Source organism: Colwellia sp. RSH04, assembly GCF_003545765.1.
In the GTDB taxonomy this organism is placed as follows: Bacteria; Pseudomonadota; Gammaproteobacteria; order Enterobacterales; family Alteromonadaceae; genus Colwellia.
This window is the reverse complement of the sequence record NZ_QXIO01000004.1, coordinates 157,792-180,198: the sequence shown is the minus strand read 5'-3', so window position 1 is coordinate 180,198 and position 22,407 is coordinate 157,792. Positions and strand designations below refer to the sequence as shown.

At 37.2% G+C, this 22,407-nt stretch carries 18 protein-coding genes and 1 riboswitch; of the genes, 12 read left to right on the top strand and 6 right to left on the bottom strand.

Features of this window, described 5'->3' with window-relative positions:
- Positions 1–234: 234 nt before the first annotated feature.
- Positions 235–1,779 carry an HD domain-containing phosphohydrolase gene (locus D1094_RS08545; protein WP_118959681.1) on the top strand — a complete coding sequence of 515 codons (1,545 nt, stop codon included), beginning with the start codon at positions 235–237 and terminating at the stop codon, positions 1,777–1,779.
- 1 nt (position 1,780) lies between these two features.
- Positions 1,781–3,172, top strand: a complete 1,392-nt coding sequence (locus D1094_RS08540) for a GAF domain-containing sensor histidine kinase (protein ID WP_118959680.1) — start codon at positions 1,781–1,783, stop codon at positions 3,170–3,172.
- Between the two features lie 79 nt (positions 3,173–3,251).
- Here D1094_RS08540 and D1094_RS08535 read toward each other — a convergent pair whose 3' ends face one another.
- The gene (locus D1094_RS08535; RefSeq protein ID WP_118959679.1) at positions 3,252–4,151 is read right to left on the bottom strand and encodes a hydrogen peroxide-inducible genes activator; all 900 of its coding nucleotides are present in this window, start codon (positions 4,149–4,151) and stop codon (positions 3,252–3,254) included.
- Positions 4,152–4,396: 245 nt separating this feature from the next.
- Here D1094_RS08535 and ahpC point away from each other — a divergent pair, with 245 nt between their 5' ends.
- Together ahpC and ahpF are read left to right on the top strand one after the other, a co-directional pair.
- Entirely contained in the window at positions 4,397–4,960 is a 564-nt protein-coding gene (ahpC, locus tag D1094_RS08530; protein WP_118959678.1) for an alkyl hydroperoxide reductase subunit C, read from the top strand.
- 80 nt (positions 4,961–5,040) lie between these two features.
- Positions 5,041–6,591 (top strand): alkyl hydroperoxide reductase subunit F, encoded by a 1,551-nt coding sequence (gene ahpF / locus D1094_RS08525; RefSeq protein ID WP_118959677.1) that lies wholly within the window; start codon positions 5,041–5,043, stop codon positions 6,589–6,591.
- Positions 6,592–6,681: 90 nt separating this feature from the next.
- On the opposite strand, the gene D1094_RS08520 is transcribed toward ahpF, so the two are convergent.
- A complete protein-coding gene (locus tag D1094_RS08520) occupies positions 6,682–7,062 on the bottom strand; it encodes a VOC family protein (protein WP_118959676.1) in 381 nt (126 codons plus the stop codon).
- A 134-nt stretch (positions 7,063–7,196) separates the two neighbouring features.
- On the opposite strand from D1094_RS08520, the gene D1094_RS08515 reads away from it, so the two are divergent.
- Positions 7,197–8,660: an ABC transporter substrate-binding protein gene (locus D1094_RS08515; RefSeq protein WP_118959675.1), complete on the top strand. Its 1,464-nt coding sequence runs from the start codon at positions 7,197–7,199 to the stop codon at positions 8,658–8,660.
- Positions 8,661–8,674: 14 nt separating this feature from the next.
- On the opposite strand, the gene D1094_RS08510 is transcribed toward D1094_RS08515, so the two are convergent.
- The 4 genes from D1094_RS08510 to D1094_RS08495 form a co-directional block, all read right to left on the bottom strand.
- Positions 8,675–9,910, bottom strand: a complete 1,236-nt coding sequence (locus D1094_RS08510; RefSeq protein ID WP_118959674.1) for a TMEM143 family protein — start codon at positions 9,908–9,910, stop codon at positions 8,675–8,677.
- An 83-nt stretch (positions 9,911–9,993) separates the two neighbouring features.
- Complete coding sequence (locus D1094_RS08505) at positions 9,994–10,560, bottom strand: SOS response-associated peptidase (protein WP_118959673.1); 567 nt, start codon at positions 10,558–10,560, stop codon at positions 9,994–9,996.
- Positions 10,561–10,568: 8 nt separating this feature from the next.
- Positions 10,569–11,306, bottom strand: a complete 738-nt coding sequence (locus D1094_RS08500; RefSeq protein ID WP_182440134.1) for a lysoplasmalogenase — start codon at positions 11,304–11,306, stop codon at positions 10,569–10,571.
- Between the two features lie 38 nt (positions 11,307–11,344).
- On the bottom strand, positions 11,345–11,947 hold the full coding sequence (locus tag D1094_RS08495) for a HutD family protein (protein WP_118959671.1): 603 nt from the start codon (positions 11,945–11,947) through the stop codon (positions 11,345–11,347).
- A 626-nt stretch (positions 11,948–12,573) separates the two neighbouring features.
- Between D1094_RS08495 and D1094_RS08490 the strand changes: the two genes are divergently transcribed.
- The 7 genes from D1094_RS08490 to D1094_RS08455 all read left to right on the top strand — a co-directional run bounded on the left by D1094_RS08490 (position 12,574) and on the right by D1094_RS08455 (position 22,378).
- Positions 12,574–15,219 (top strand): hypothetical protein, encoded by a 2,646-nt coding sequence (locus tag D1094_RS08490; RefSeq protein WP_118959670.1) that lies wholly within the window; start codon positions 12,574–12,576, stop codon positions 15,217–15,219.
- A 536-nt stretch (positions 15,220–15,755) separates the two neighbouring features.
- Positions 15,756–15,853: riboswitch (TPP riboswitch) on the top strand.
- A gap of 83 nt (positions 15,854–15,936) precedes the next feature.
- Entirely contained in the window at positions 15,937–17,895 is a 1,959-nt protein-coding gene (thiC, locus tag D1094_RS08480) for a phosphomethylpyrimidine synthase ThiC (protein WP_118959668.1), read from the top strand.
- 65 nt (positions 17,896–17,960) lie between these two features.
- Positions 17,961–19,154: an FAD-dependent oxidoreductase gene (locus tag D1094_RS08475; RefSeq protein WP_118959667.1), complete on the top strand. Its 1,194-nt coding sequence runs from the start codon at positions 17,961–17,963 to the stop codon at positions 19,152–19,154.
- On the top strand, positions 19,151–19,363 hold the full coding sequence (gene thiS, locus D1094_RS08470; RefSeq protein ID WP_118959666.1) for a sulfur carrier protein ThiS: 213 nt from the start codon (positions 19,151–19,153) through the stop codon (positions 19,361–19,363). The genes D1094_RS08475 and thiS overlap by 4 nt, the downstream gene beginning before the upstream one ends.
- A gap of 5 nt (positions 19,364–19,368) precedes the next feature.
- Complete coding sequence (locus D1094_RS08465) at positions 19,369–20,163, top strand: thiazole synthase (RefSeq protein WP_118959665.1); 795 nt, start codon at positions 19,369–19,371, stop codon at positions 20,161–20,163.
- Positions 20,164–20,309: 146 nt separating this feature from the next.
- Positions 20,310–21,860, top strand: coding sequence for a thiamine phosphate synthase (thiE, locus tag D1094_RS08460; RefSeq protein WP_118959664.1), 1,551 nt, complete (start codon positions 20,310–20,312; stop codon positions 21,858–21,860).
- Positions 21,861–21,892: 32 nt separating this feature from the next.
- Positions 21,893–22,378: a hypothetical protein gene (locus D1094_RS08455; RefSeq protein ID WP_118959663.1), complete on the top strand. Its 486-nt coding sequence runs from the start codon at positions 21,893–21,895 to the stop codon at positions 22,376–22,378.
- Positions 22,379–22,407: the final 29 nt, after the last annotated feature.

Below are 22,407 nucleotides of genomic sequence, written 5' to 3'. Positions count from 1 at the left end.
TTATGATCTTATTCATATATTTCCTTCTTAGTTAATTGCCCTTCAATCATGTCAAGATTATGTACTCGAGTATATTTGATAAAATCGATAACGATATTCACAAAATAATATCGCAAATTAACCCCGAATGACTTCTTACTAAGTAGAAAATTAAAGAATTAACATAGCTAATTTTTTTATTGAAAATTTAGGTCTACTATTAAAGTACTATTTGCCTAAAGAGTTTTAGTAAAAATGCCATTTAGTTTACTGCAAGAAAACACCGAAAAAATCGAATTACCTCCTTGGAAAATTTTAATCGTTGATGATGAAGAAGATATTCATGCGATAACCAAAATGGCATTAAAACGTTTTAAATTGGAAAGCCGAGGCGTTGAGTTTTTAAGTGCTTATAACTCAGATCAGGCAAAAAAAGTGATTGAAGAACAAGATGATATCGCATTGATTTTTCTAGATGTTGTGATGGAAACAGATGATGCGGGTTTGAGACTAGCCAAGTGGCTACGCGAAGAAAATAATAACACTTTTACTCGGATTGTGCTTAGAACTGGGCAGCCAGGTCAAGCGCCAGAAGAAGAAGTTATTATGGATTATGATATTAATGATTATAAACAAAAGACAGAATTAGATCGAAGCAAACTATTTACCACCGTAGTTACCGCACTTAGAGCTTATCGGGATTTAATCAAAATAGAAAAATCTCGCAACTATGAAAAAATTTATCGTATCGGCCTTCAGCAAGTGATTGAGTCTACAACAGATCTATTAGAAAAGAAGACATTAAAGCATTTTTTTGATGGCTTGCTAAAGCAGGTGGTTTCGTTAATTCATGTTGATCAAAAAGGTGTGCTGATTAAACCTGTCAAAGGTGCAGGGACGATATGTTACAAAGATGATTATGAAATAATTGCTGAATGCGGTGGTATAACGCTTGAAAACGGCCTAGATGCCAAGGCATTAGAACTACTTGATAAAGCGAGGAAGCAAAAAGGCAGTGTTTTTGACGGGGAGCATTATGCTGCTTATTTTCCCACAAAGAGTGACGAAGAAAGTTTACTTTATTTAACTGGACAGCAACTTGTTGGCTTGTCAGACGTAAACATTCAATTACTCAATTTGTTCTCTAATAGTATCGGAATTGCTTTTGATAACTTTTTGTTAAATAGGGAAATAATTCAAACTCAAGAAGATTTAATTAACCGATTGGGTAATGCAGTTGAATCGAGATCTAAAGAGTCGGGTAACCATATTAGAAGGATGTCTGAGTTTTGCTTTATTATTGCAAAAGACCTTAATTTACCTGAAAGTAGTTGCGAAATTCTCAAACAAGCTACGCCAATGCATGACGTAGGTAAAATTTCAATTCCTGATAGTGTGTTGTTAAAACCAGGTCGATTATCCGACGAAGAAATGCTTATCATGAAGCAACATGCTGATATGGGGTTTGATATATTGTCGGGGTCTGATCGCCCTATTCTTAAAGCTGCAGCCATTATAGCTCAGCAACATCATGAAAAATATGATGGTACAGGGTACCCATTGGGGTTGAAAGGGGATGCTATTCACATCTATGCCAGAATTGTCGCTGTGGCTGACGTATTCGATGCGCTCATACATCGCCGCTGCTATAAAGAACCTTGGCCTGTTGAAGATATTGTTAATCTACTGAAAAATGAAAGAAATAAACACTTTGACCCTGAAGTCGTAGATGCACTTTTAAATAAACTCGATGAAATTTTAGTGCTAAATGAAAAATTAACAAATAGTGATTGTTTGTAATATGAACTTGTATAAAACCCCTGATAGAAGTCACTTAAATGTAACTAATGCCTTATTGCAAATATCTTCGTTAGTGCTTTCTAATTTAACCTTACCGCAAATTTATAAAAGAATTCATGAGGTCGCTTCTGAAGTGATTCCTGTGAGGAATATTGCTATTTTTCTTTATGAACAAGAAACAGAAATCATTACGTTTGGCTATTTTGTTGATGAGAAAGATAAAGACGATATCGTAGGTTTGCAGATGGCACTTGGCGAAGGCCTTTCTTCTTATGTAATTAAAAAAAATAAACCTTGCCTATTTACTAAAGAAGAACAGTTGAAGTTGGAGCGAGATAAAGAAATAACAAAAGTTATAGGGTCAATAAGTGAAAGTTGGATGGGCGCTCCTATTTGTGGTGATGATGGTGTGATGGGGATCATTATTATACAAAGTTACAATGAAGAAGAAATTTACGATACAAGTGACTTAGAGGTACTCTCATTTGTTGCGGCAAATCTGGCTATTGTTTTACAACAGCAAAAATATCGTCATCAACAAGCAATAGATAAAAAAGCACTTGAAGAGAGCCTTGAGCATATACAGCAACAAAAAAGCACCTTAGAAAATATGATGGATGAATTACAGTTAACACAAAAAGAACTAGTGCAAAAAGAAAAAATGGCTTCATTGGGTAACTTAGTGGCAGGTATATCTCATGAAATTAATACGCCAATTGGTATTTGTGTTACAGGCATTTCAAATTTACATCACGTTTACAAAGACCTAAAAAAGAAAATGGAGCAAAAAACAGCAACTAATACTCATTTAACGGATTTTCTCGAGGATGTTGAAGAAGCCTGCCATATTATTGAAGCCAATACTCAAAGGGCTGCGCAATTGATAAATAGCTTTAAAGAAATAGCCGTTGATCAATCATCAGAATCTACACGAGAGATAAATCTTAAAGACTATATTGATGAAATTTTATTGTCTATGCGCCCGATTTTAAAAAAACTGCCGTACCATGTGGTTATTCAATGCCCAGAACACCTGTATTTGCATACTATACCTGGAGCTATCTCTCAGATATTAACTAATTTGATTAATAATTCTATTTTGCATGGCTTAGATGAAACGGAACAAGGCGTTATTCGTATTATCGTTGAAAGTTCTCAAGAGTCTGTTTTGATTCGCTATGAAGATAATGGCAAAGGGTTGAACGAAAAAGAAAAAGAAATGCTTTTTGAGCCTTTCTATACAACCAAGAGAAGCAAAGGCGGAAGCGGTTTAGGCACCCACTTAATTTATAACCTCATTACATCAACGTTACATGGTCGTGTAACCGTTCAAAGTGAGCAGAATAAAGGCTTACGCTATGATATTACTATTCCATTACATATTGCTAAATAGGCAGAATATTGATCTATTAGGCTTAAGAATCACTACCTAAGTTTATCTTTTTATATGTTAAGTGGACTTATTTAGGGATTTAGCATTTAAGTGTTAGCTGCTGCGTAAAAATCTCTTTTAACAGCGTTAATTCATTTGTTCTAACATAGTTAGGCCTAATGATAAGAGCTAGTGTTCTATGGGGGCCAGGTTCATTTAAGTGAATTGCCCTGAGTTCAGATTCATTATGAATCAACTGATCTAACGCCATTTGCGGTACTATAGTGGTGCCGAGTTTACCCGCCACCATTTGAATTAAGGTATGCAAGCTAGCTGCGTCGAAGTCAGAATTTTGTTTGTGGCTTTGTAAACTGCAGGCAGCTAATGCATGATCTTTTAAGCAATGTCCATCTTTAAGTAGCATTAGCTTTTCTGTCTCAAGTTCCTCAGTTGTTATTTCTTGAAGTTGTGATGAGCATTCATCTTTGTGACTAACCCAGTAAAAATCTTCGTGCCAAAAAGTGAAACTCATTAAACCTTCAATCGGATAAGGTAGCGCTAATATAGCAGCGTCAAGTTCACCATTTCTTACCATATCAACCAAGACATGAGATTGGTCTTCATGGATTTTTAATTTAAATTGAGGATATTGCTTTCTTACTTCAGGTAACACTTTCGGTAATAAGTACGGCCCTATCGTTGGAATGACGCCGAGCGACATTGAGCTTTGAAAGGGCGATTTGTTTAACTGCGCAATTTGCATTAATTCATCAACTTCTAGCTGTACTTTCTTTGCTTTGTTAAGAACTTGTTGACCATAACTGGTCACTAAAACTTGCTTATTATTACGCTCAAACACCGCAACACCTAATTGCTTTTCTAGTTCATTAATTGCGGTACTTAACGCTGATTGAGAAACATTGCAGGCTTCTGCTGCTTTTTTGAAATGTAGAGTTTTTTCTACGGCAAGCGCATAACGTAATTGTTTAAGTGAAATCATAATAGTACCTATCGAACCTTTTTTAATGAGCGCTATTGTCTCTATGTATAAACACAGAGCAAAGTCATAACCTCCTCAGTGTAATGGAAATACCCATAAAAGTAATTCAGTTTTTTAGAATATAAAGATAGATTTTATTTATTTTATTAATCACAAGGTTTTTATTATTATTTCCTCATCGAAAGCAAAACTGCTTTTTTAACCAAAACACATAACCGTTTTATTTTTTAAAAGAGGAAATACTCATGGCTCAAATAGGCAAATTAATTCCAGAATTCACAGCACAAGCATTCCACAATGGTGAGTTTACTGAAGTAACTTCAGAAAGTGTAAAAGGTAAGTGGTCTATCTTCTTATTTTACCCAGCAGATTTTACTTTTGTTTGTCCTACTGAATTAGAAGATATGGCAAACCAATACGAAGAATTACAAAAACTTGGTGTTGAAGTTTACGCAGTATCAACCGATACGCATTTTTCTCACAAAGCATGGCACGACTCATCAGACGCGATTGGTAAGATTAAATTTCCAATGTTAGGTGACCAAACAGGCAATATTACACGCGGTTTTGATGTCATGATTGAGGAAGACCATATGGCACATCGTGGAACATTCTTAGCTGATCCTGATGGCATCATCCAAGTTGCACACATTCATGCTGGTGGTATTGGTCGAAGTGCTAAAGATATGGTACGTAACGTTAAAGCAGCACAATATGTTCGTGAAAATGATGGCGAAGTATGCCCAGCTGCATGGGAGCAAGGTGAAGCAACCTTAACACCTAGTTTAGACTTAGTAGGTAAAATCTAAGCAACCTTTAATGCAGCCCTTTAATGGGCTGCTAATTCACCAGTAATTCATCCCCCACTTCATAATGTAGAGGTAATCTCATGTTAAGCAATGATATTTTAAATGCCTTAAAATCATATACTCAAAATATGACTCAAAAAGTATCACTAGTGCTACAAACTGGTGAACATAGTAAACGCGCAGAGTTAACCGAATTCTTAACTCAGGTCTGTTCGGTCTCTGATAATTTAGAGCTGATAGAACGAAATGAAAATTTAAGAAGCCCAATAACGTTTTACTTAGAAGTTGAGGGCAAACGTAATGGCATTTATTTTTCAGGTATTCCCAGTGGTCACGAATTTAATTCATTAATATTGGCGATATTACAATCATCTGGTACGGCACTTAAGCTCGATAAAAACTTAATAGGTATGGTAGAGAAAATTACCGATAAGTTGCATTTTGAAGTGTTTATTTCGTTAAGTTGTCATAATTGTCCAGACGTGGTGCAGTCTTTAAATCAATTTGCACTACTTAATGAAAATATTTCAACGGAGATGATCGATGGCGGATTATTCCAAACTATTGTTGATGAACGAAATATACAAGGCGTACCAAGCGTATATTTAAATGGTGAGCTTTTTGCTAACGGTAAAATAGATACCGCGCAATTAGTTGACAAGTTGATTGAACGATACCCTGCTATTGTTAACAGTGATAATGCAGAAACACTGCCGTTACAAGATGTTACGGTGATTGGAGCAGGCCCTGCAGGTGTTGCATCAGCTATTTACGCTGCACGAAAAGGCTTAAATGTGACTATGATTGCTGACCGAATTGGCGGCCAAGTTAAAGATACTGTTGGCATTGAAAATTTAATCTCAGTGCCTAAAACAACAGGTACAGAGCTCACCGGTAATATGCAAGCGCATATGGCTGATTATGACATCACGATAAAAGAATTTTTGCGGGTTGAGAAAATAGAAAAAGGGCAAAACAAAACATTACACCTTTCTAGTGGTGAAGTCATTGAAAGTAAAACCGTTATTATTACCACAGGTGCTAAGTGGCGAGAGCTAGGCGTACCAGGTGAGAAAGAAAATATAGGCTCTGGCGTTGCTTATTGTCCGCATTGTGATGGCCCTTTCTTTAAAGGTAAAGATGTAGCGGTTGTTGGCGGTGGAAATTCAGGTATTGAAGCTGCGCTTGATTTAGCAGGTATGGTTAATCATGTTACTGTTTTTGAGTTTCTTCCTGAATTAAAAGCTGACAGTGTGCTCGTTGACAAAGCAATTGCCAACGATAAAATATCGATTATTAAGAATGTTGCCACGAAAGAAATTATTGCTGAAAATGGCAGTGTTGTTGGACTCGCTTATCAAGACAGAGCAACAGGCGAAATTTTACAATGCGATTTATCAGGCGTGTTTGTTCAAATAGGCTTAGTGCCAAATAGTGAGTTTTTAAATGGGCTTGTTGAAAGAACTCAATATGGCGAAGTGATTATTGATGAAAAGTGTCAAACCACTGAACCAGGTATTTTTGCTGCAGGCGATGTGACAACAGTACCTTATAAGCAAATAGTGGTCGCTATGGGTGAAGGGTCTAAAGCCTCTTTAGCTGCCTTTGATTATTTGATTAGAGAAAGTTAAGCATATAACGCTAGCAAAATACATCACCCATTTTAGGTGGTGTATCTTTTTGTTAAAAGATAAAAAATAAAAAATTATTTTAAGTGTGCTTTACTCCGATACCAAAGCAAGAACGGCACCCGCTGGGTCTTTTATCACACAAAATTGATTGCCACACATAACTCTTGGCCCATCGAGTATTTCACCACCAAGAGCAATACACTTTTCAGCACTAGTTTTCACGTTTTCAACCCTAACATACATTAGCCATTGAGCAGGTAAATTACTGTTACTGCCACGTGTATGGCAAATACCCGCTACAGTATCTCCCGACTCGGGTAAGATTATACTGTAATCTTCGTAATCACCCATTGATTCAGGGGTTGATTGCCATCCAACAACATCACTATAGAAGTCTTTTATTTGCGGTGCATTGCTCACGGTAAGATCACACCATTCTATCGTGCCTATTTTTGAGCTAGATTTTGACATAGTTATTGCTCTCTTATTCAATGTTCGGTCTGCGGGTTAAATTTATATTAGCGTACCAGTGAAAATTAGCTAACCTTAGAGTAGTTAGTTATATCTATAAACACTACAAATGAATATGAGGATAAGTTAATTTAATGCATTACCTTGTTTTGGCGTTTTTTTTAGTTATTTATAGTAGCTTTGCTCAAGCAAAAATAGTCGTAGGAGTAACCGTTTGGGATGGATACAGTAACGCTGATGAATCAGGAAAATACATCGAGCTTGTTAAACGCATATACCCTGACGAAGAGTTAGATTTTCAATTTACTTCGTACAATAGAATGACAAATTTATTTGGCCAAAACGGTTTTGATTTGGTGATTGGTGTTGCTAGAGAAGACGTCCCCAAAGGCCACTTTCCTAAATGGCGACTCGACATTGATTACCCTGTAAAAGCTTTTTATTTAAAAAGCCGAAAAGATATAAAACATCTTTCTGATTTAGAAAACCTTACCTTGTCTTGGTTACAAGGATATGATTTTGATAAATACATAAGCTATTCCCATAAAAGTTATTTGGTGGATACGCTAGAAAAAGGCTTCCGATTATTAATGAATGGACGAATTGATAGCTTTATCGATTTTGAATACAACATTCATAAAGACTATAGCGGTAAGCTTCATAGTTTAGAATTATTACCTGCAAGACCAATCTACCTTGCTTTTTCTGATACAAAACGAGGCAAAACATTAGCTCAGATTTATGATCGGGAAATGCTAAAACTACGAGATTCAGGAGAGCTAAAAAAACTCTATACTGATGATTATGAACATGCCGGTTTTGCTCACTTTCAGGTAAATAGACCCACCATAATTATTAAAACAGATGATGCAAACTTACATCGAGCAAAGGGAGCAGAAAATTTACATTCACTAGAAGCGGTACTCTATCGGCTTATCTTATCTCAATTGACTCAATTTAATATTGAGTTTGTTAAAGTTGATAGTCACTCTGCTGATAATCTTTTAACAGCGCAACAGTGTTTTGCCAACAAAATTTATACACTAACACGCGCCGAGCAAAACTATTTTTCTAAGCCCTTTGCACTTTATACCGGAGCACGGCTATTTTCGATGAAGCCGTTAGAAGTTGAGCAGGAAATTGAGTTAGCTGACTTTATCAAATCACCTAATTTACATATCGGAGTAACACCAAGTTTACTGTATAGCGCCCCCTTAATGAAAGAGCTAGAACAGTTGCCTCATACGAATATTGTAGAGGCATCAATCGATGTCTTTGCGCAATTAAAAGAATTAAAAGCGGGCAAATTCGATGTGAAATTGGCGTACCCAGCAGATGTAAACAGCCATTGGCAGTTTATAGGGGGGCAAATGCCATACAGTTACTCAATTAAAGGCATGCCTCCTTTCGCAATTGGCCATGTTATGTGTCACCAAGATGATATTAATCAGCAGTTTATTAAACAGCTTAATCGTGTATTAGAGACACTTTATCAATCTCAAGCTTATTATAATTTGCTTCGCCAAGCAGCCATTGGCACATCAGACAGTGATTTTGAACAATATTTTCGCACAGGGTTTAATCTCGACAATCAGTAGTAGCGAATTAAAATTTAATTGAAGTGATAAATGTTATCCCAATAAGTATCGAGGGTTGTTTTAGCTTGGTTTAATGAGATGGCTAAGTAACGGTCATCTTTAATAGTCACTAACTTCATGGTTTCAAGTTTTTCTAGCGCATCAGAAATTTCAAAATTTAAGTGGCATTGATACTTATCTTGAAACCACTGTTCAACTGCATCATCTAACTCATTGGCTGTACAGCCTTTTGTTTGTGCTAATAGAAAACTATAAGCAATGATGGCTTCTTTAAAGTCTTCTTCTTCAGCGGCATCAATTAAGGTGTGAAAAACACCGGCATTATTATCTAAATTTTTAAAATAGAGGTTGTCTGATAAGGCTTTCATAAACTTGATTTTACGGTTTTTAAATTTACTCCATTCTTTAAAAACAAAGCCACCAAATATTCCCATACCTAATGCAAACGATATAAAGTGTTGCTGAGTCATTTCAACTGACTCTTCGCGCCAACCAAACCAAAAAGCAAACAGTGCTGCCAGCAATAATATTGAAGCGCCTAATTTTGTTACCAATACCACCGCACCACCAATAATAGCTGAGCCGCTAATAATAGCCTTATCAATAGGGCGCATTCTTACTTCGCTATTAGGAAATAGCATTTCTAAATCAGCCTTTGGTACATTTTGAAAAAGTTTAACAATGGTTGAACTTGGCTCAAAACCTAAAGGAGTTTTACCTTTTTGTTGAAAATGTTCAGCATTTTTAAACGTAATAAATACCGCAACGCGATCATAATGGGTAAAATTAATCGTTTGCTTTTTAAGGCCCCAAAAAAAAGTTAATGTCTCATGCTTGGTTGATTCACCACGACGATAAAAAACCACTTGCTCAAAATCTTCAAAGTCGACTTCCAGCCTGACTTTAAATAACGACTCTTCCGTTAATGCTTCTTGCAAATCTTGTTCAGTAATTTTTTCAAAGTTGGCAGCATTGAGTACTTTAGCTAAGTTATTGGCAAAGTTTTCTCTACACTTGTTGCGTTGAGTTAAAGAATAAGTGGTGAATGAGCGTGTATCAGCATTGGGGTCAAATGGCGCATAATCACACTTTAATGACTCAAGTAGCTGATGATAATCATGATGAACAACACTAGAAAGTAACTGGCAAAACTGCAGGAAAGACGCTTGGTTTTGTTCTTTAGGTAAATTTTGAGCAAGCATTGAGATGATATCCTGCTTTCTAAAGGGAATAAAACGGTCGTTATTCATAAATTGAGGCTTATAAAAAATGATAGTTAAAGTGTATGACAAATACTATTTTTTGGGTATATCAGTGATTGAATAATAATGATTTATTCTGCTTTTGAGACTTTAATTATGTCTTCGTGAACAGGCAATAGTAGCGGGTTTAACTCTTCGGTTGTTGCACTAAACCAATTATGGGTATTTTCAGGATAAACCAAAACGGGCATGCGTTGATGATATTGAGCACATTTAGGGTTAGGTGTCGTCGTTAATGTTACCAGTTCAGTATGTTCTTTTTTGAATAAAATACCTGCCATGTATAGGGGTAACTTATTGGCATGTTCGAAGAAATACTTTACTTTTTTACCTTCCTCAGTGCGCCATTCGAACCAACCATTGCAAGGCACTAAGCAGCGCTGAGATGCAAAGGCTTGCTTGAATGTTGATTTAGTCGCTGCCGTTTCTGCTTGTGCATTAATTAGCAGCTTATTAGACCAATCTGGCTTAATGCCCCATACAGAGTCAGTTTGCCTGAAACCTGTACTTGATTTTGTGATTGTTGCAACTTGCTGGCTAGGGCTTAAATTTGAATTTGTCTCTGTAGAAAAGGGCATATTAAAAGCCTCACTGACTTGAGGAAACATATTACCTTGAACGCTAAATCGGCCACACATTTTAAAGCCTAGCTTTCGTCTGTATTATTAATCGCGCTGAGATAACCTTTAACTAAGGCAAATTGCGCGAAATAATACGTTGCCATGACCCAAAGTTGGCTTTGCCAAAGCTGTGCAGTGAACTTATCAAAACCAATAAGAGAGTCTGATACCACAAAGCTAATACCGCCAGCAATTAGCCAAACGTTAGATTTAGCACTAAATACCGTCGCAATTGCCATTAACAACAACACGCCCATGTAAGCAAGTACAGGAATAAATAACTCGCCAAGACCATCTTTTAGCAAGAAAAACATGATGGTGCCAAAGATGCCATACGCTAATAGAATCACCGTGGTTATGCCTTTGGAGTGCTTGTTCTTAAACGGGCTTAGGCTTTTCAGATAAAATAAATGAGCAACAAAAAATGCGCCTAGCCCAAAGATAAACCACTGCTCTCTATTATAATCTAAAATAAAATCGCCAATGGCTGAGCACATCAACCCTAGAAGAAAAAATGTTGCATGGCTTAACGGTGTTGAATGAGTTTGCTGTGTTTTCAATCGCGTTAATTGCTGCCAGGTCACGCAAATTAATAATACAATGGGTAATAGTTTTACAGCCCAACTCAATGGATAAGGTTTAATGAGTGTTGAAACGATAAAGACGAATGCAAGGCTAATAAATAGTAGCGTGATATTTTGCTGTAGGTTTTGTTGCAGGTTTTGATGTCGACTTTGTAGTGATTTTTGTTTTGAATTGGGCATATTACTCATCTTATACGTATTGGTATTAATTAACCTTTTTAACCAACTGAACTTAAGCTTTTTTTATTTAACTCAATAACAATCATATTTTCGCCAATGAGATTAATGTCTTTATCACTCGCACAGGCTTGATTATCAATGCGACATAAAGAGCCTGAAGGGGCAAAGAGTTTGTGCTCACCCTGCATAATTTGGATTTGGGCAGATAAGCTATAGGCAAAACACAATGCGCATGTTTTAGGGTTCACAGTAACAACTTGTTTTGCGCTATAGGTAGTTACGTTTGCTTGATAACACCCTTGTTTTACCATGATATTAAAATCTTTAATTGTTCCTTCGCTGAGTAAACCTTCGGTTTGCCAACCACCATCAAACTCTGCAATATCAAGTAATTGAGAGAGCTCGTCTACTTGGCCACTATCGTGTTTTAACGTAAGGCCATTACCTTCAATTAATACAAGGTTTCTTTGGTAACCGGAAAAATCAGAGAACACACCATTATTAGCTACGGTAGCAATACTTAAACGCCAGTCAAAATCAGTTAAATTACTGTTTGGGCTTATGGCAAGTTCGGTTGTGCTACCAAGACCATTTTTCCATGGAATGGTGTTAAAATATTCTGGAGAAATTACCGTAATCATATTTAACCTAAGTAAATGAAGTAAGTAAACATTCATTCTATCTTAAATCAACCTAGGGCGTGTTAATTTTTGAGTACAATTTTTTATCAATTAAACATGATTTTATTGAGGCGTAGTGATTAAAGTACTTTTATTTGTAGTCGTCGTTATGTGATAAAGGTTATGTGTAAAGGTTCATACTTGCACTGACGCCTTACGGGGGGAGGATCTGATTAAACCTGATTGTCTGAAATGAGTGAAGTACGGAGGTTACCATCAGTAATTACTTTATATGACTTCTGTTAGCCATTAACTGGCATTAGGGGAGTATATGCTTTGCGTCACCTTGCCTTAAGCTACAGTAATAAGTTCACTGCTTTTACTAGTAAACCCCTTTTTATCTGGAGAAATTTTAGAGTGCTTTTCCAGCCTATTATACAAATAGCACACAAGGATGACAGACGTGCTTGTAATTCAGTGTTAGTAATACCCTTTACGTTACGCTATTCGATTTATAGTTCTTGAATGTAACGCATTGATTTTATGGTTGCTATTATTTATGCTGCTGTTAGGGTCCATTAATTCTTCACAAGAAGTAGGTAAATTATCTATCTAACTTTTTTAAATTATTGCTCAAAGGAAGTGACATGAAAATAGACAATTCATTTTTTAACCATGATGCACAATCAAACGGATTTTATCCCGAAACACATGTTGGTCATAGCCTAAACGATATTGGAGACAAAAAAAATACACTTATAGAAGGCATAAGAGGGGCTGGGAAAACCCATGTGCTAAAAATGATTCAAAGATTCCACATTGAAAATTATCAAGAAAAAAAAGTTTTACCAATATATATATCTATTGCGCAATTAAGTGAGCACTCCCGAAAAGACCCCCAAGAATTTCGATTAAATTTATACGTCCATCTTGTTAAACTTGCAGTAGAGGCTAGCAAAAGTTTTATATCTCAAGCCCAACTAGAATCATCAGATGGGAGAAATGCCATAGCATACATAAAAAAACTATTCAAAATAGATGACACGAAAATAGGTGTAGAAGTATTTGACGAAATTTCTAAACTCGCGGATAGGTTACATTTTAATTTGAGTTTTTCTATAAAAGAACATCTACAGAAAGATGAAATACTTGCAACTGTGGCTTCAAAAGAAAGTGGCAACATTGATTTAGGTGTTGACATTAAGAAAGTAAAAGCCGAGTTTCAACACGGGATAGATAAAACTGATTCTCACAAGGAAAATACTGAAATTGTGTATATGAGCAGGCAACTTTCTGACCAAAACGCATCAGACTTCCTAAGTGCTTTCTTAAAGCAGCTTCAAGAAATTCTTAACTTGAACTATACACTCCTTCTTATAGATGAGTGCTCAGAGGCTCCTAAGAGTGCACAGGTAGAAATATTTAGATTGTTTAAATCTATAAGAGGAATACAACCCTCACAACCTCATAAGCATAAATGGTGTTGTTTTTTTATCGGTTCAGTTTATCCGAAAGGCAATACATATTACCCGACCCAAGAGCAAGACGGTGTGAACTTTGAACCAGGTCATGATTGTATAATCGAATATTTACAAAAGGATGAAGCTGATAAAGCTGGCTACGAAGCTTTCTTTAAAGAGTGTTTACTGAGCAGAGCGAAAAATTTAATAGATTACGATGGTGATTATAATAGCTTAGTGAACAGCTTATTCGACCACGAAAATACTTTGTACTTGGCTATTTATGCTGCGAACGGCATTCCACGTCGATTCTTAGAAATATTGAGGAGAGCATGCGAAGATAGCTATATAAATCTAGATAGAACTAGAATAGCAATTGAAAAACTAGCAAATGATCAATTGCTGGAACACAGTTCAGTCCAAGAGCGTGATAAAAACTTCATCTATAAATTAGTCGATGATTTGACTCAACAAAATAGAAAAATTCGAAATAAAAATGAAAAAGTTAATCGCAATCAGCCGCAAACCATTTACTTTCTAACAAACAGAGTAACCTCTGAGAAGTTTCAGAGATTGATTATGTCAGGAGCATTGCATGATAAAGCTAAAATGATACGGAATAATAATGGTCGACCGAAGCAACTATTTGCTATTGATATAGCGGTCGTATCTTCTCTCGGAATAATTCCCCGTCCATTATTTTTTAAATTTATAAAAAATGAACTCCATAGAAACGTAAAACTAAATTATGAACATGCATTGACAGCCGATAATTACGAACTACAAAGTACAGCTATTGTCGAATCTAATACAAAAAGTAATATCGTCCAAGAACAAAAACAGGAAATAGAACCAGAAAGGTTTTATGGAAAAATATTAAACTACAATGACAACGTAGGTATTATAGAGGTAGAAGATGGTGAGAAGAATGCAATTTTTTCGCATCATTCAATAGACTCAAGCTGTCTAGACTCACTAAAAAAAGGAGACTTAGTGTCCTTTGTAAATCATTGGCACAATGACGATGGAACTAGAAGCGCATCATCTATTTACAAAATTAACACCGTAAAAGTTGAGGGATTAATAACTCAATATTACAAAGAATCATTTGGGATTTTGGAGGTTAGTGATGGCGGTGGGCAAGTGTATTTCACCCCCCATGATGTTCTTGATGAAAGTGTTGAAGGGTCTTTCGTTGAATTTTATCTAGAAGAAACTACGAAAGGACGCTGGGCTACGAAGATTAGAGCTAAAAAGTCGCAAGGTTATATTTCGGGAAATATCAAATCCCAGCTTGAAAATTATATAACGGAAAAAGTAACCGATGCTGACCATAAGCTCACATTAGCAGTTCTTGCAAAGTTAGTCAGATTTCGGTTCGGAAATATTGTGACAAATAACCAATGGTTTGGTTTTTCTAAGTTTTCAATTTTATTAAAAAATCTTGATTTACCAAAGCTAGATATTAATTTAAGTCAAACGCCGGGTTATATTTTTGTAAAAGATTTAAAGAAAGATTATGAGCATAATACGACTAGAGAAATTATTGACATTAGAAAAGAGCAACACCTAAAATTAAAGGAGGAATTAATACAAAGCATAACTAATCTTTTGATAAACTCAAAAGTACCTGTAGCACTTAGTTCGCTCTCGATACATTTGAATACTGAGTATAGGAAAGAATTAAACAACTCTAATTGGTTTGGTTTTAATAAATTTATTCATTTCTTGGCTTACTTAAATATTGAAAATTCAATAATAGATGTTTCTATCACTCCAGGCTTTATGCACTTAGATAGAAATGTTCAAACTGATGGCAAATCTTCAGGGTAATTTATATTTGAAATTAATCGGGGTCAGAGTAAAGTTAACCCCATAATTATAAATTTTCCGAATAATATCCAATGCATCACTAACCCCAGCTTTGGATCTTTTGCGTACATTAGGGTTGTCACGACAAAACATCTACGGATTTTTAAAAAAGTATAGTTCAGTGATTTTCCTAATGTTCGCAATGTCAGGTATTTGTTGTTAGAAATGCCAAGTTTAATGTCTGCTAACATGTCAAAATTGCCTTTTAAAATTCAGATACAAACTTCCGATTTTGGCACATATGCGACTAATAGATTTGGTTAAGCTCTAACGAGTAAACTTAACAGATCAGGTTGCAATTCATGTAAGTCTTTCTGTTCAAGTTTTCCTTCGATGTTTTCATTTGTTTATGGGGAACAACCCCATGACATTAGCTTAGTCTTACATTACAGAGAATAGGTTTTTTATCTCTTGCGTATTTATAGGTGCTCAGGATAGAATCTGGTTGCTTTGTTAACTAGCCCAGAGAACTACTCTGCGTGTATATACCGTTAACAAACAACTTGTCGGAGTGCCAAAGGCTGAGATCGCGTAAGCGGGATCCGTAGTACCTGAACAGATTAGTATCTGCGTAGGGAACAAGACAGAGCATCATTTTCTATAATGAAGCTACTCTCTTTTTGTCAACAGCTCCGCCTTTTTTTTAAATTTTAATACTTTTAAAAACAGGTAGTGACCATGAGCGATATTGAAAACAAGCCGCAAACAAGACGTGAAAAACGTGCAGCGGCAGAAGCCTTTCTAAAGAACGTATCAGATCAATCTTTTCCAAACTCTAAGAAAATTTATGTTAACGGTACTATTCACGATATTAAAGTGGGTATGCGTGAGATTACTTTGTCTGACACCCTTGTAGGTGGTGGTAAAGACAATCCTATTTATGAAAAAAATGAACCATTATGCGTTTATGATACTTCAGGTTTTTATACTGATGAAGGCGTTGATATTGATGTTCATAAAGGCATACCGCGTTTACGTGAAACCTGGATAGATGCCCGTGATGATGTTGAATTTTTGCAATCAAACAGCTCTGTTTATGCGCAACAACGTTTAGCTGATGAGGGTATTGATCATATTCGTTTTGAGCATTTACCCAAAATGCGTATTGCCAAAGAAGGCAAGAATGTTACGCAAATGCATTACGCGAAACAAGGCATTATTACCCCTGAAATGGAATACATTGCTATTCGTGAAAACTTAAAGCGCGAACAAGTGAAAGATGAAATTTTATTACAGCAGCATAAAGGGCAATCGTTTGGTGCCAGTATTCCTGAACAAATCACGCCTGAATTTGTTCGCGATGAAGTCGCGCGTGGTCGTGCGATTATTCCGGTAAATATTAATCACCCAGAATGTGAACCGATGATTATTGGTCGTAACTTTTTAATTAAGGTAAATGCCAATATTGGTAACTCAGCCGTTACTTCTTCTATTGAAGAAGAAGTTGAAAAGTTAGTGTGGTCGGCAAAATGGGGTGCTGATACGGTTATGGATTTATCTACTGGTCGTAATATCCATGAAACACGTGAATGGATTTTGCGTAATTCACCTGTGCCAATTGGTACGGTACCTATTTACCAAGCACTAGAAAAAGTAAATGGTATTGCTGAAGATTTAACGTGGGAAATTTTTCGCGATACCTTAATAGAACAAGCTGAACAAGGGGTTGATTATTTCACTATTCATGCAGGTGTGTTATTACGTTATGTTCCTATGACCGCCAAACGTGTTACAGGTATTGTCTCGCGCGGTGGCTCAATTATGGCAAAATGGTGTTTAGCGCATCATAAAGAGAACTTCTTATATACTCATTTTGAAGACATTTGTGAAACCCTGAAAAAATATGATGTGTCGTTTTCATTAGGTGATGGTTTACGCCCAGGTTCAGTCGCAGATGCTAATGATGAAGCACAATTTGCCGAGTTACGTACTTTAGGTGAATTAACTAAAATTGCTTGGAAACATGATGTACAAACTATCATTGAAGGCCCAGGCCATGTGCCACTTCATATGATTAAAGACAATATGGAAGAGCAGCTTGAACATTGTGGCGAAGCGCCTTTCTATACCTTAGGGCCGTTAACTACTGATATTGCACCGGGCTATGATCATATTACCTCGGGTATTGGTGCCGCGAATATCGGTTGGTATGGTTGCGCCATGCTTTGTTACGTAACGCCGAAAGAGCACTTAGGTTTACCGAATAAAGAAGACGTAAAAGAAGGGCTAATAACTTATAAAATTGCCGCACATGCTGGCGATTTAGCGAAAGGCCACCCCGGCGCACAAATTCGTGACAATGCCATGAGTAAGGCACGTTTTGAGTTTCGTTGGTACGATCAATTCAATATTGGTTTAGACCCTGAAACAGCACGCGCTTATCATGATGAAACCTTGCCACAAGAGTCAGGCAAAGTTGCTCACTTCTGCTCTATGTGTGGCCCTAAATTCTGCTCAATGAAAATATCACAAGAAGTACGTGATTACGCAGCTGATCTTGATAAAGGCGAAATAGAAATCAAACTGCTTGATGAAACCGTCACGTTATCATCGGCAATTGATGTTGAAAGAGCCATGCAAGAAAAGTCTGAAGAATTTAAATCAACGGGCAGTGAAATTTATCACACGGCTAAGTAATTTAAGCGCATAGAGTACAAGAAATTGCCTCTGTGCTTCAGGGGCAACTTCAATAAGTGGGTCATATGAAAGTAGCCATTATTGGCGCAGGGCTTATGGGCAGGTTAATTGCTTTATCTTTATTAAGAGAAAGTAACAGTGCTGAGCATAGCTTTGATATTACGCTATTTGATAAAGACAAAAAGAATGCACATAACAGTGCTGCCTATGCAGCAGCTGGCTTATTAACCCCGTTAGGTGAATCGCTACACTGTGAAGCCAACATTGTTGAAATGGGCTTTGCTGCGTTAAAGCGTTGGCCAGATTTATTAAATAGCCTTGATGAATACACTATTTTTCAACAAGCTGGCGCTATTATGGTCAGTCATGAGCAAGACAAAGGCGACTACCAACGCTTTGTTAGGCACTTGGCTACTCATTATCCTGAGCACAGTGTGCATTCATTAAATCGCCAACAATTACTCGAATTAGAGCCAGAGTTAGGCCGAAGTTTTAATCAAGGTTTGTATTTACCCCAAGAGGGGCAGTTAGGTAATCGTCGTTTGTTAGTTGCGTTGAAAAAGCAACTTGAGCAAGAAGGTAAAGAGCGTACTTTTTGTTGGCAGAGCGAGTCTGAAGTGACTGCCATCGTGCAAACGGGTGATGGTCAACAGGTTAGTTTTCAACACGCAAACAAATTATATCAACAATCATTTGATTTAGTCATTGATTGTCGAGGTACAGGGGCAAGTAAAGCTAAGGCTTCGAGTAATAGCGCACCGTTACAAGGTTTGCGTTCAGTTCGGGGTGAATTGTTTCAATTGTATGCGCCTGATGTGCACATTACTAGGCCTATTCGCTTAATGCACCCTCGCTATCAGTTATATATTGCGCCTAAACAAAAAGGCTATTATGTGGTGGGCGCTACTGAAATAGAAAGTGAAGATGAATCACCCATGACAGTTCGCTCAGCGATGGAGTTATTAAGTGCTGCTTATAGTGTTCACCCTGGCTTTGCTGAGGCGAACATTCGACAACATGTTAGCCAATGTAGACCGGCTTTTAATAATAACCAACCCAGTATTAAAGTGAACCAAAGCCTTATTCAGGTGAATGGCTTATTCAGACATGGCTTTTTAATTGCCCCAATAGTACTAGAGCAAGTGATGGCTGTTATTGGTCAAAGTAGTTATAGCGCGTTGCAATCTCGCCCTTATGATCATTGGCTACCGATTGACTTTCACGCTAATCACTCAAAAACAGAAGAATTTATCGCATGAATATTCATATAAATGGTCAAGCTTTTACCGTAGAGCATGAGAGCAGTATTACCGTTGCTGCGGCTTTAAAGCTTTATTTTATAACGGCACAGCAATCGACTTTTGCTGTTGCGCTTAATGGTGATTTTGTTGGTAGAACGGATTATGACAACACCTTAGTTCATAACGGTGACAGTCTTGATGTGTTACTACCTATTCAGGGAGGCTAGTGCCAATGTCGTTAACAATATATGGTGAACAATTATCAAGTCGCTTGCTTATCGGTAGTGCGTTATACCCTTCACCACAAGTAATGAAACAGGCTATTTTAGCGAGTGAATCGCAAGTGGTTACCCTGTCGTTAAAGAGACAAAATCCTAACGAGCAAGCAGGGCAACAAATTTGGCAATACTTACAAGAGATTGTTAGCCAAACTAACGGCTATTTACTGCCTAATACAGCAGGGTGTAAAACCGCAAAAGAAGCGGTAACGCTGGCAAAAATGAGTCGAGAAATATTTCAAACCAATTGGATTAAACTTGAAGTGATTGGCGATGATTATAACCTTCAACCTGATCCGATTGAGTTACTGAGCGCAGCAGAGCAACTGATTAATGATGGTTTTAAGGTTCTGCCTTACTGTACCGATGATTTAGTACTATGTCAGCGCTTGTACGATTTAGGCTGTCAGGTCATTATGCCTTGGGCTTCGCCAATAGGAACAGGTAAAGGGTTAATGAACCCTTATAACCTTGAGACAATTCGTTTGAGGTTGCCCGAAGCCACCTTAATACTTGATGCTGGCATAGGTAAGCCGTCTGATGCTTGTTTAGCGATGGAGATGGGTTATGACGGCGTGTTGCTTAATAGTGCCGTGGCATTGGCTGACAACCCCGTTATGATGGCGAAAGCTTTTGCTCAGGCGTTAAAGGCTGGAGAGCAAGGGTATGTAGCAGGGGTGATGGAGCAAAGGCAAACAGCTCATCCGTCAACGCCAATACTAGACACACCCTTTTGGCACCAAAACTAAAAAATTACTCTGTTTGTGCTGTATTGCTCAATTTATTTGTCAAAAGTACTCATTGACTAGCGTCAACTCCGTGCTTTTTCCGCTAACTTGAACAATACATCAGTAAACAGCAAAACTTTTTATATCAACTTAATAAAGATAATTAAATGAAATCAAAACCAATTATTTGGACCATTTCAGGGAGTGATTGCTCTGGTGGGGCTGGTATTGCGGCAGATATCAAAACAGGGCATGCTTTAGGGATTGAGGTATGCCATTTAATTACCGCGAATACGGTGCAAAACTCAGCGAAGTTATTGTCAGTTAATCCTGTTTCAATTGATATTTTACAACAACAGTTTGAGGTATTGATTGAAGATAAAACACCTTCGGTCATCAAAATAGGCTTGCTGGCGAATGTTGAACAGGTGGTTTGGCTAACGCAGCTTATTCGAAAAATTCAGTTAAAAGTATTAGACCTTATTGTTGTTTATGATCCTGTTGGGCAAGCGAGTGTTGGTGGTCATTTTAACTCACTTACCTTGGCTGAATTAAAACCTTTGTTAAAAGAGGTCGATATACTCACACCAAATGTGGGTGAAGCGCAAACGCTAGCGCAAAATAATAACAATGCTAGCCAAGTAGAATTAGCACAAGCGCTTTATCAAGCTTATGGCATTAATGCCGTCATTGTAAAAGGTGGGCATAGTGATGATCCAAAGCAGTGCCTTGATTACTGTTATCACCAATTAAACCAAATAAAACAAGATAATCAGGATAGAACTCACGAAGCCATTAGTTATCAATTATCATCAGCGAGAATAAATAGCCATTACAGTCATGGTGGTGGTTGTAGCTTTGCCACGGCTATGGCGAGCTTTTTAGCGTTAGGGTATTTAGTGCGCGATGCTTTTACCTTGAGTAAAGCCTTTATTTACCAAGGGCTACAAGCAAGTGTTAGTCATAGTGCTGCCAAGCAACATCAATATTATGGCGCTTTTGAACAATTACATTGGCCTAATCAGGCTGGCGACTTCCCACAAGTGATTGATGAGTTGTCACAGCAGTATCAGCAATTATCAGCGTTTAACTCTTTAGAACTTGATGGCAAGAAACTAGGGCTTTACCCTGTTATTGACTCTATTGCGTGGTTAAAACGCTTATTGCCTTTAGGGCTTGAGATTATACAGCTGAGAGTAAAAAACTTAGCCGATGAGGAACTAGAGCAAGTGATCGCTGAAGCGGTTGAGCTTGCTAAAGATTATAATACCCGACTCTTCATTAATGATTATTGGCAATTGGCGATTAAGTATGGTGCATATGGTGTGCATATTGGCCAAGAAGACTTAACCGAGGCAGATTTACAACATATTCACCAATCTGGCATTCGCTTAGGTATAAGCACTCATGGCTGTTATGAGTTTTTGCTAGCGCAGCAGTTGCAGCCCTCTTATCTAGCTATTGGTGCAATTTTCCCTACCACAACCAAAGATATGACGGGGCAAATTCAAGGGATAGATAATTTAGCGCAAGTATTAAACTTAAGACCTAAGCAAGTCGAGCAGCAAATTCCCGTGGTCGCTATTGGCGGTATCAATCTAAGTAGAGCAACGCAAGTGTTAGCAACTGGAGTAGAGAGCATTGCCGTGGTAACTGCGATTACTCAAGCTAAAAACCCAGAGCAAGCTATTGCTGATTTTATGAAAGAGATATCGTAAAGTGTTAATAAAAGGATTAGATTAGAAACGTGATGTCACCTTATTTAGTAAGAATGCTTAACGTCTTTATTTTATTGGCTCTCTTAGCAATAAGTACAAATATTTATGCTTGTAATAAGGCGCAAATAATAGATTATGATTATCAGATAAATGATCCTTTAGGCGCTGGATACGCTACACATGGAAGGTTTTGGGCGCTTGATAACGAACAAGTGTGTACTGAGTCGCTTAAGTATGGTGCCTGTATAAGTGTTAAGCCGATAACCGACGGTGTTGCAGAAGTGACGGTGAATATCAAAAAAGATCAAGGTACGTCATCTAGTTTCACACAGAAGCTCAAATATAATTCTTCTAACGTACTAAGGTTTGAAGCGATTTCCATGGATGTATATCTAAAACTGTTTGTTAGTAATACTATTGCGGATTTAAAAATGTCAGGTAAAAGCTGCTCAGGTGGCTTTCCAAGTTTACCGAGACAATTAACTCGAAAAGAGCTAGATAATATGTTCAAAGGGTAGGAAAATATGATTAAACTTGTAATCGATAT

Bases quoted from the DNA above. Each gene is read 5' to 3' on its own strand.
- D1094_RS08540 (WP_118959680.1), top strand. From the start codon at position 1,781: ATGAACTTGTATAAAACCCCTGATAGAAGTCACTTAAATGTAACTAAT.
- D1094_RS08520 (WP_118959676.1), bottom strand. From the start codon at position 7,062: ATGTCAAAATCTAGCTCAAAAATAGGCACGATAGAATGGTGTGATCTT.
- ahpC (WP_118959678.1), top strand. From the start codon at position 4,397: ATGGCTCAAATAGGCAAATTAATTCCAGAATTCACAGCACAAGCATTC.
- D1094_RS08490 (WP_118959670.1), top strand. From the start codon at position 12,574: ATGAAAATAGACAATTCATTTTTTAACCATGATGCACAATCAAACGGA.
- D1094_RS08475 (WP_118959667.1), top strand. From the start codon at position 17,961: ATGAAAGTAGCCATTATTGGCGCAGGGCTTATGGGCAGGTTAATTGCT.
- D1094_RS08535 (WP_118959679.1), bottom strand. From the start codon at position 4,151: ATGATTTCACTTAAACAATTACGTTATGCGCTTGCCGTAGAAAAAACT.
- D1094_RS08505 (WP_118959673.1), bottom strand. From the start codon at position 10,560: ATGTGTGGCCGATTTAGCGTTCAAGGTAATATGTTTCCTCAAGTCAGT.
- ahpF (WP_118959677.1), top strand. From the start codon at position 5,041: ATGTTAAGCAATGATATTTTAAATGCCTTAAAATCATATACTCAAAAT.
- D1094_RS08455 (WP_118959663.1), top strand. From the start codon at position 21,893: ATGTCACCTTATTTAGTAAGAATGCTTAACGTCTTTATTTTATTGGCT.
- D1094_RS08510 (WP_118959674.1), bottom strand. From the start codon at position 9,910: ATGAATAACGACCGTTTTATTCCCTTTAGAAAGCAGGATATCATCTCA.
- D1094_RS08465 (WP_118959665.1), top strand. From the start codon at position 19,369: ATGTCGTTAACAATATATGGTGAACAATTATCAAGTCGCTTGCTTATC.
- D1094_RS08545 (WP_118959681.1), top strand. From the start codon at position 235: ATGCCATTTAGTTTACTGCAAGAAAACACCGAAAAAATCGAATTACCT.
- thiC (WP_118959668.1), top strand. From the start codon at position 15,937: ATGAGCGATATTGAAAACAAGCCGCAAACAAGACGTGAAAAACGTGCA.
- D1094_RS08515 (WP_118959675.1), top strand. From the start codon at position 7,197: ATGCATTACCTTGTTTTGGCGTTTTTTTTAGTTATTTATAGTAGCTTT.
- D1094_RS08495 (WP_118959671.1), bottom strand. From the start codon at position 11,947: ATGATTACGGTAATTTCTCCAGAATATTTTAACACCATTCCATGGAAA.
- D1094_RS08500 (WP_182440134.1), bottom strand. From the start codon at position 11,306: ATGCCCAATTCAAAACAAAAATCACTACAAAGTCGACATCAAAACCTG.
- thiS (WP_118959666.1), top strand. From the start codon at position 19,151: ATGAATATTCATATAAATGGTCAAGCTTTTACCGTAGAGCATGAGAGC.
- thiE (WP_118959664.1), top strand. From the start codon at position 20,310: ATGAAATCAAAACCAATTATTTGGACCATTTCAGGGAGTGATTGCTCT.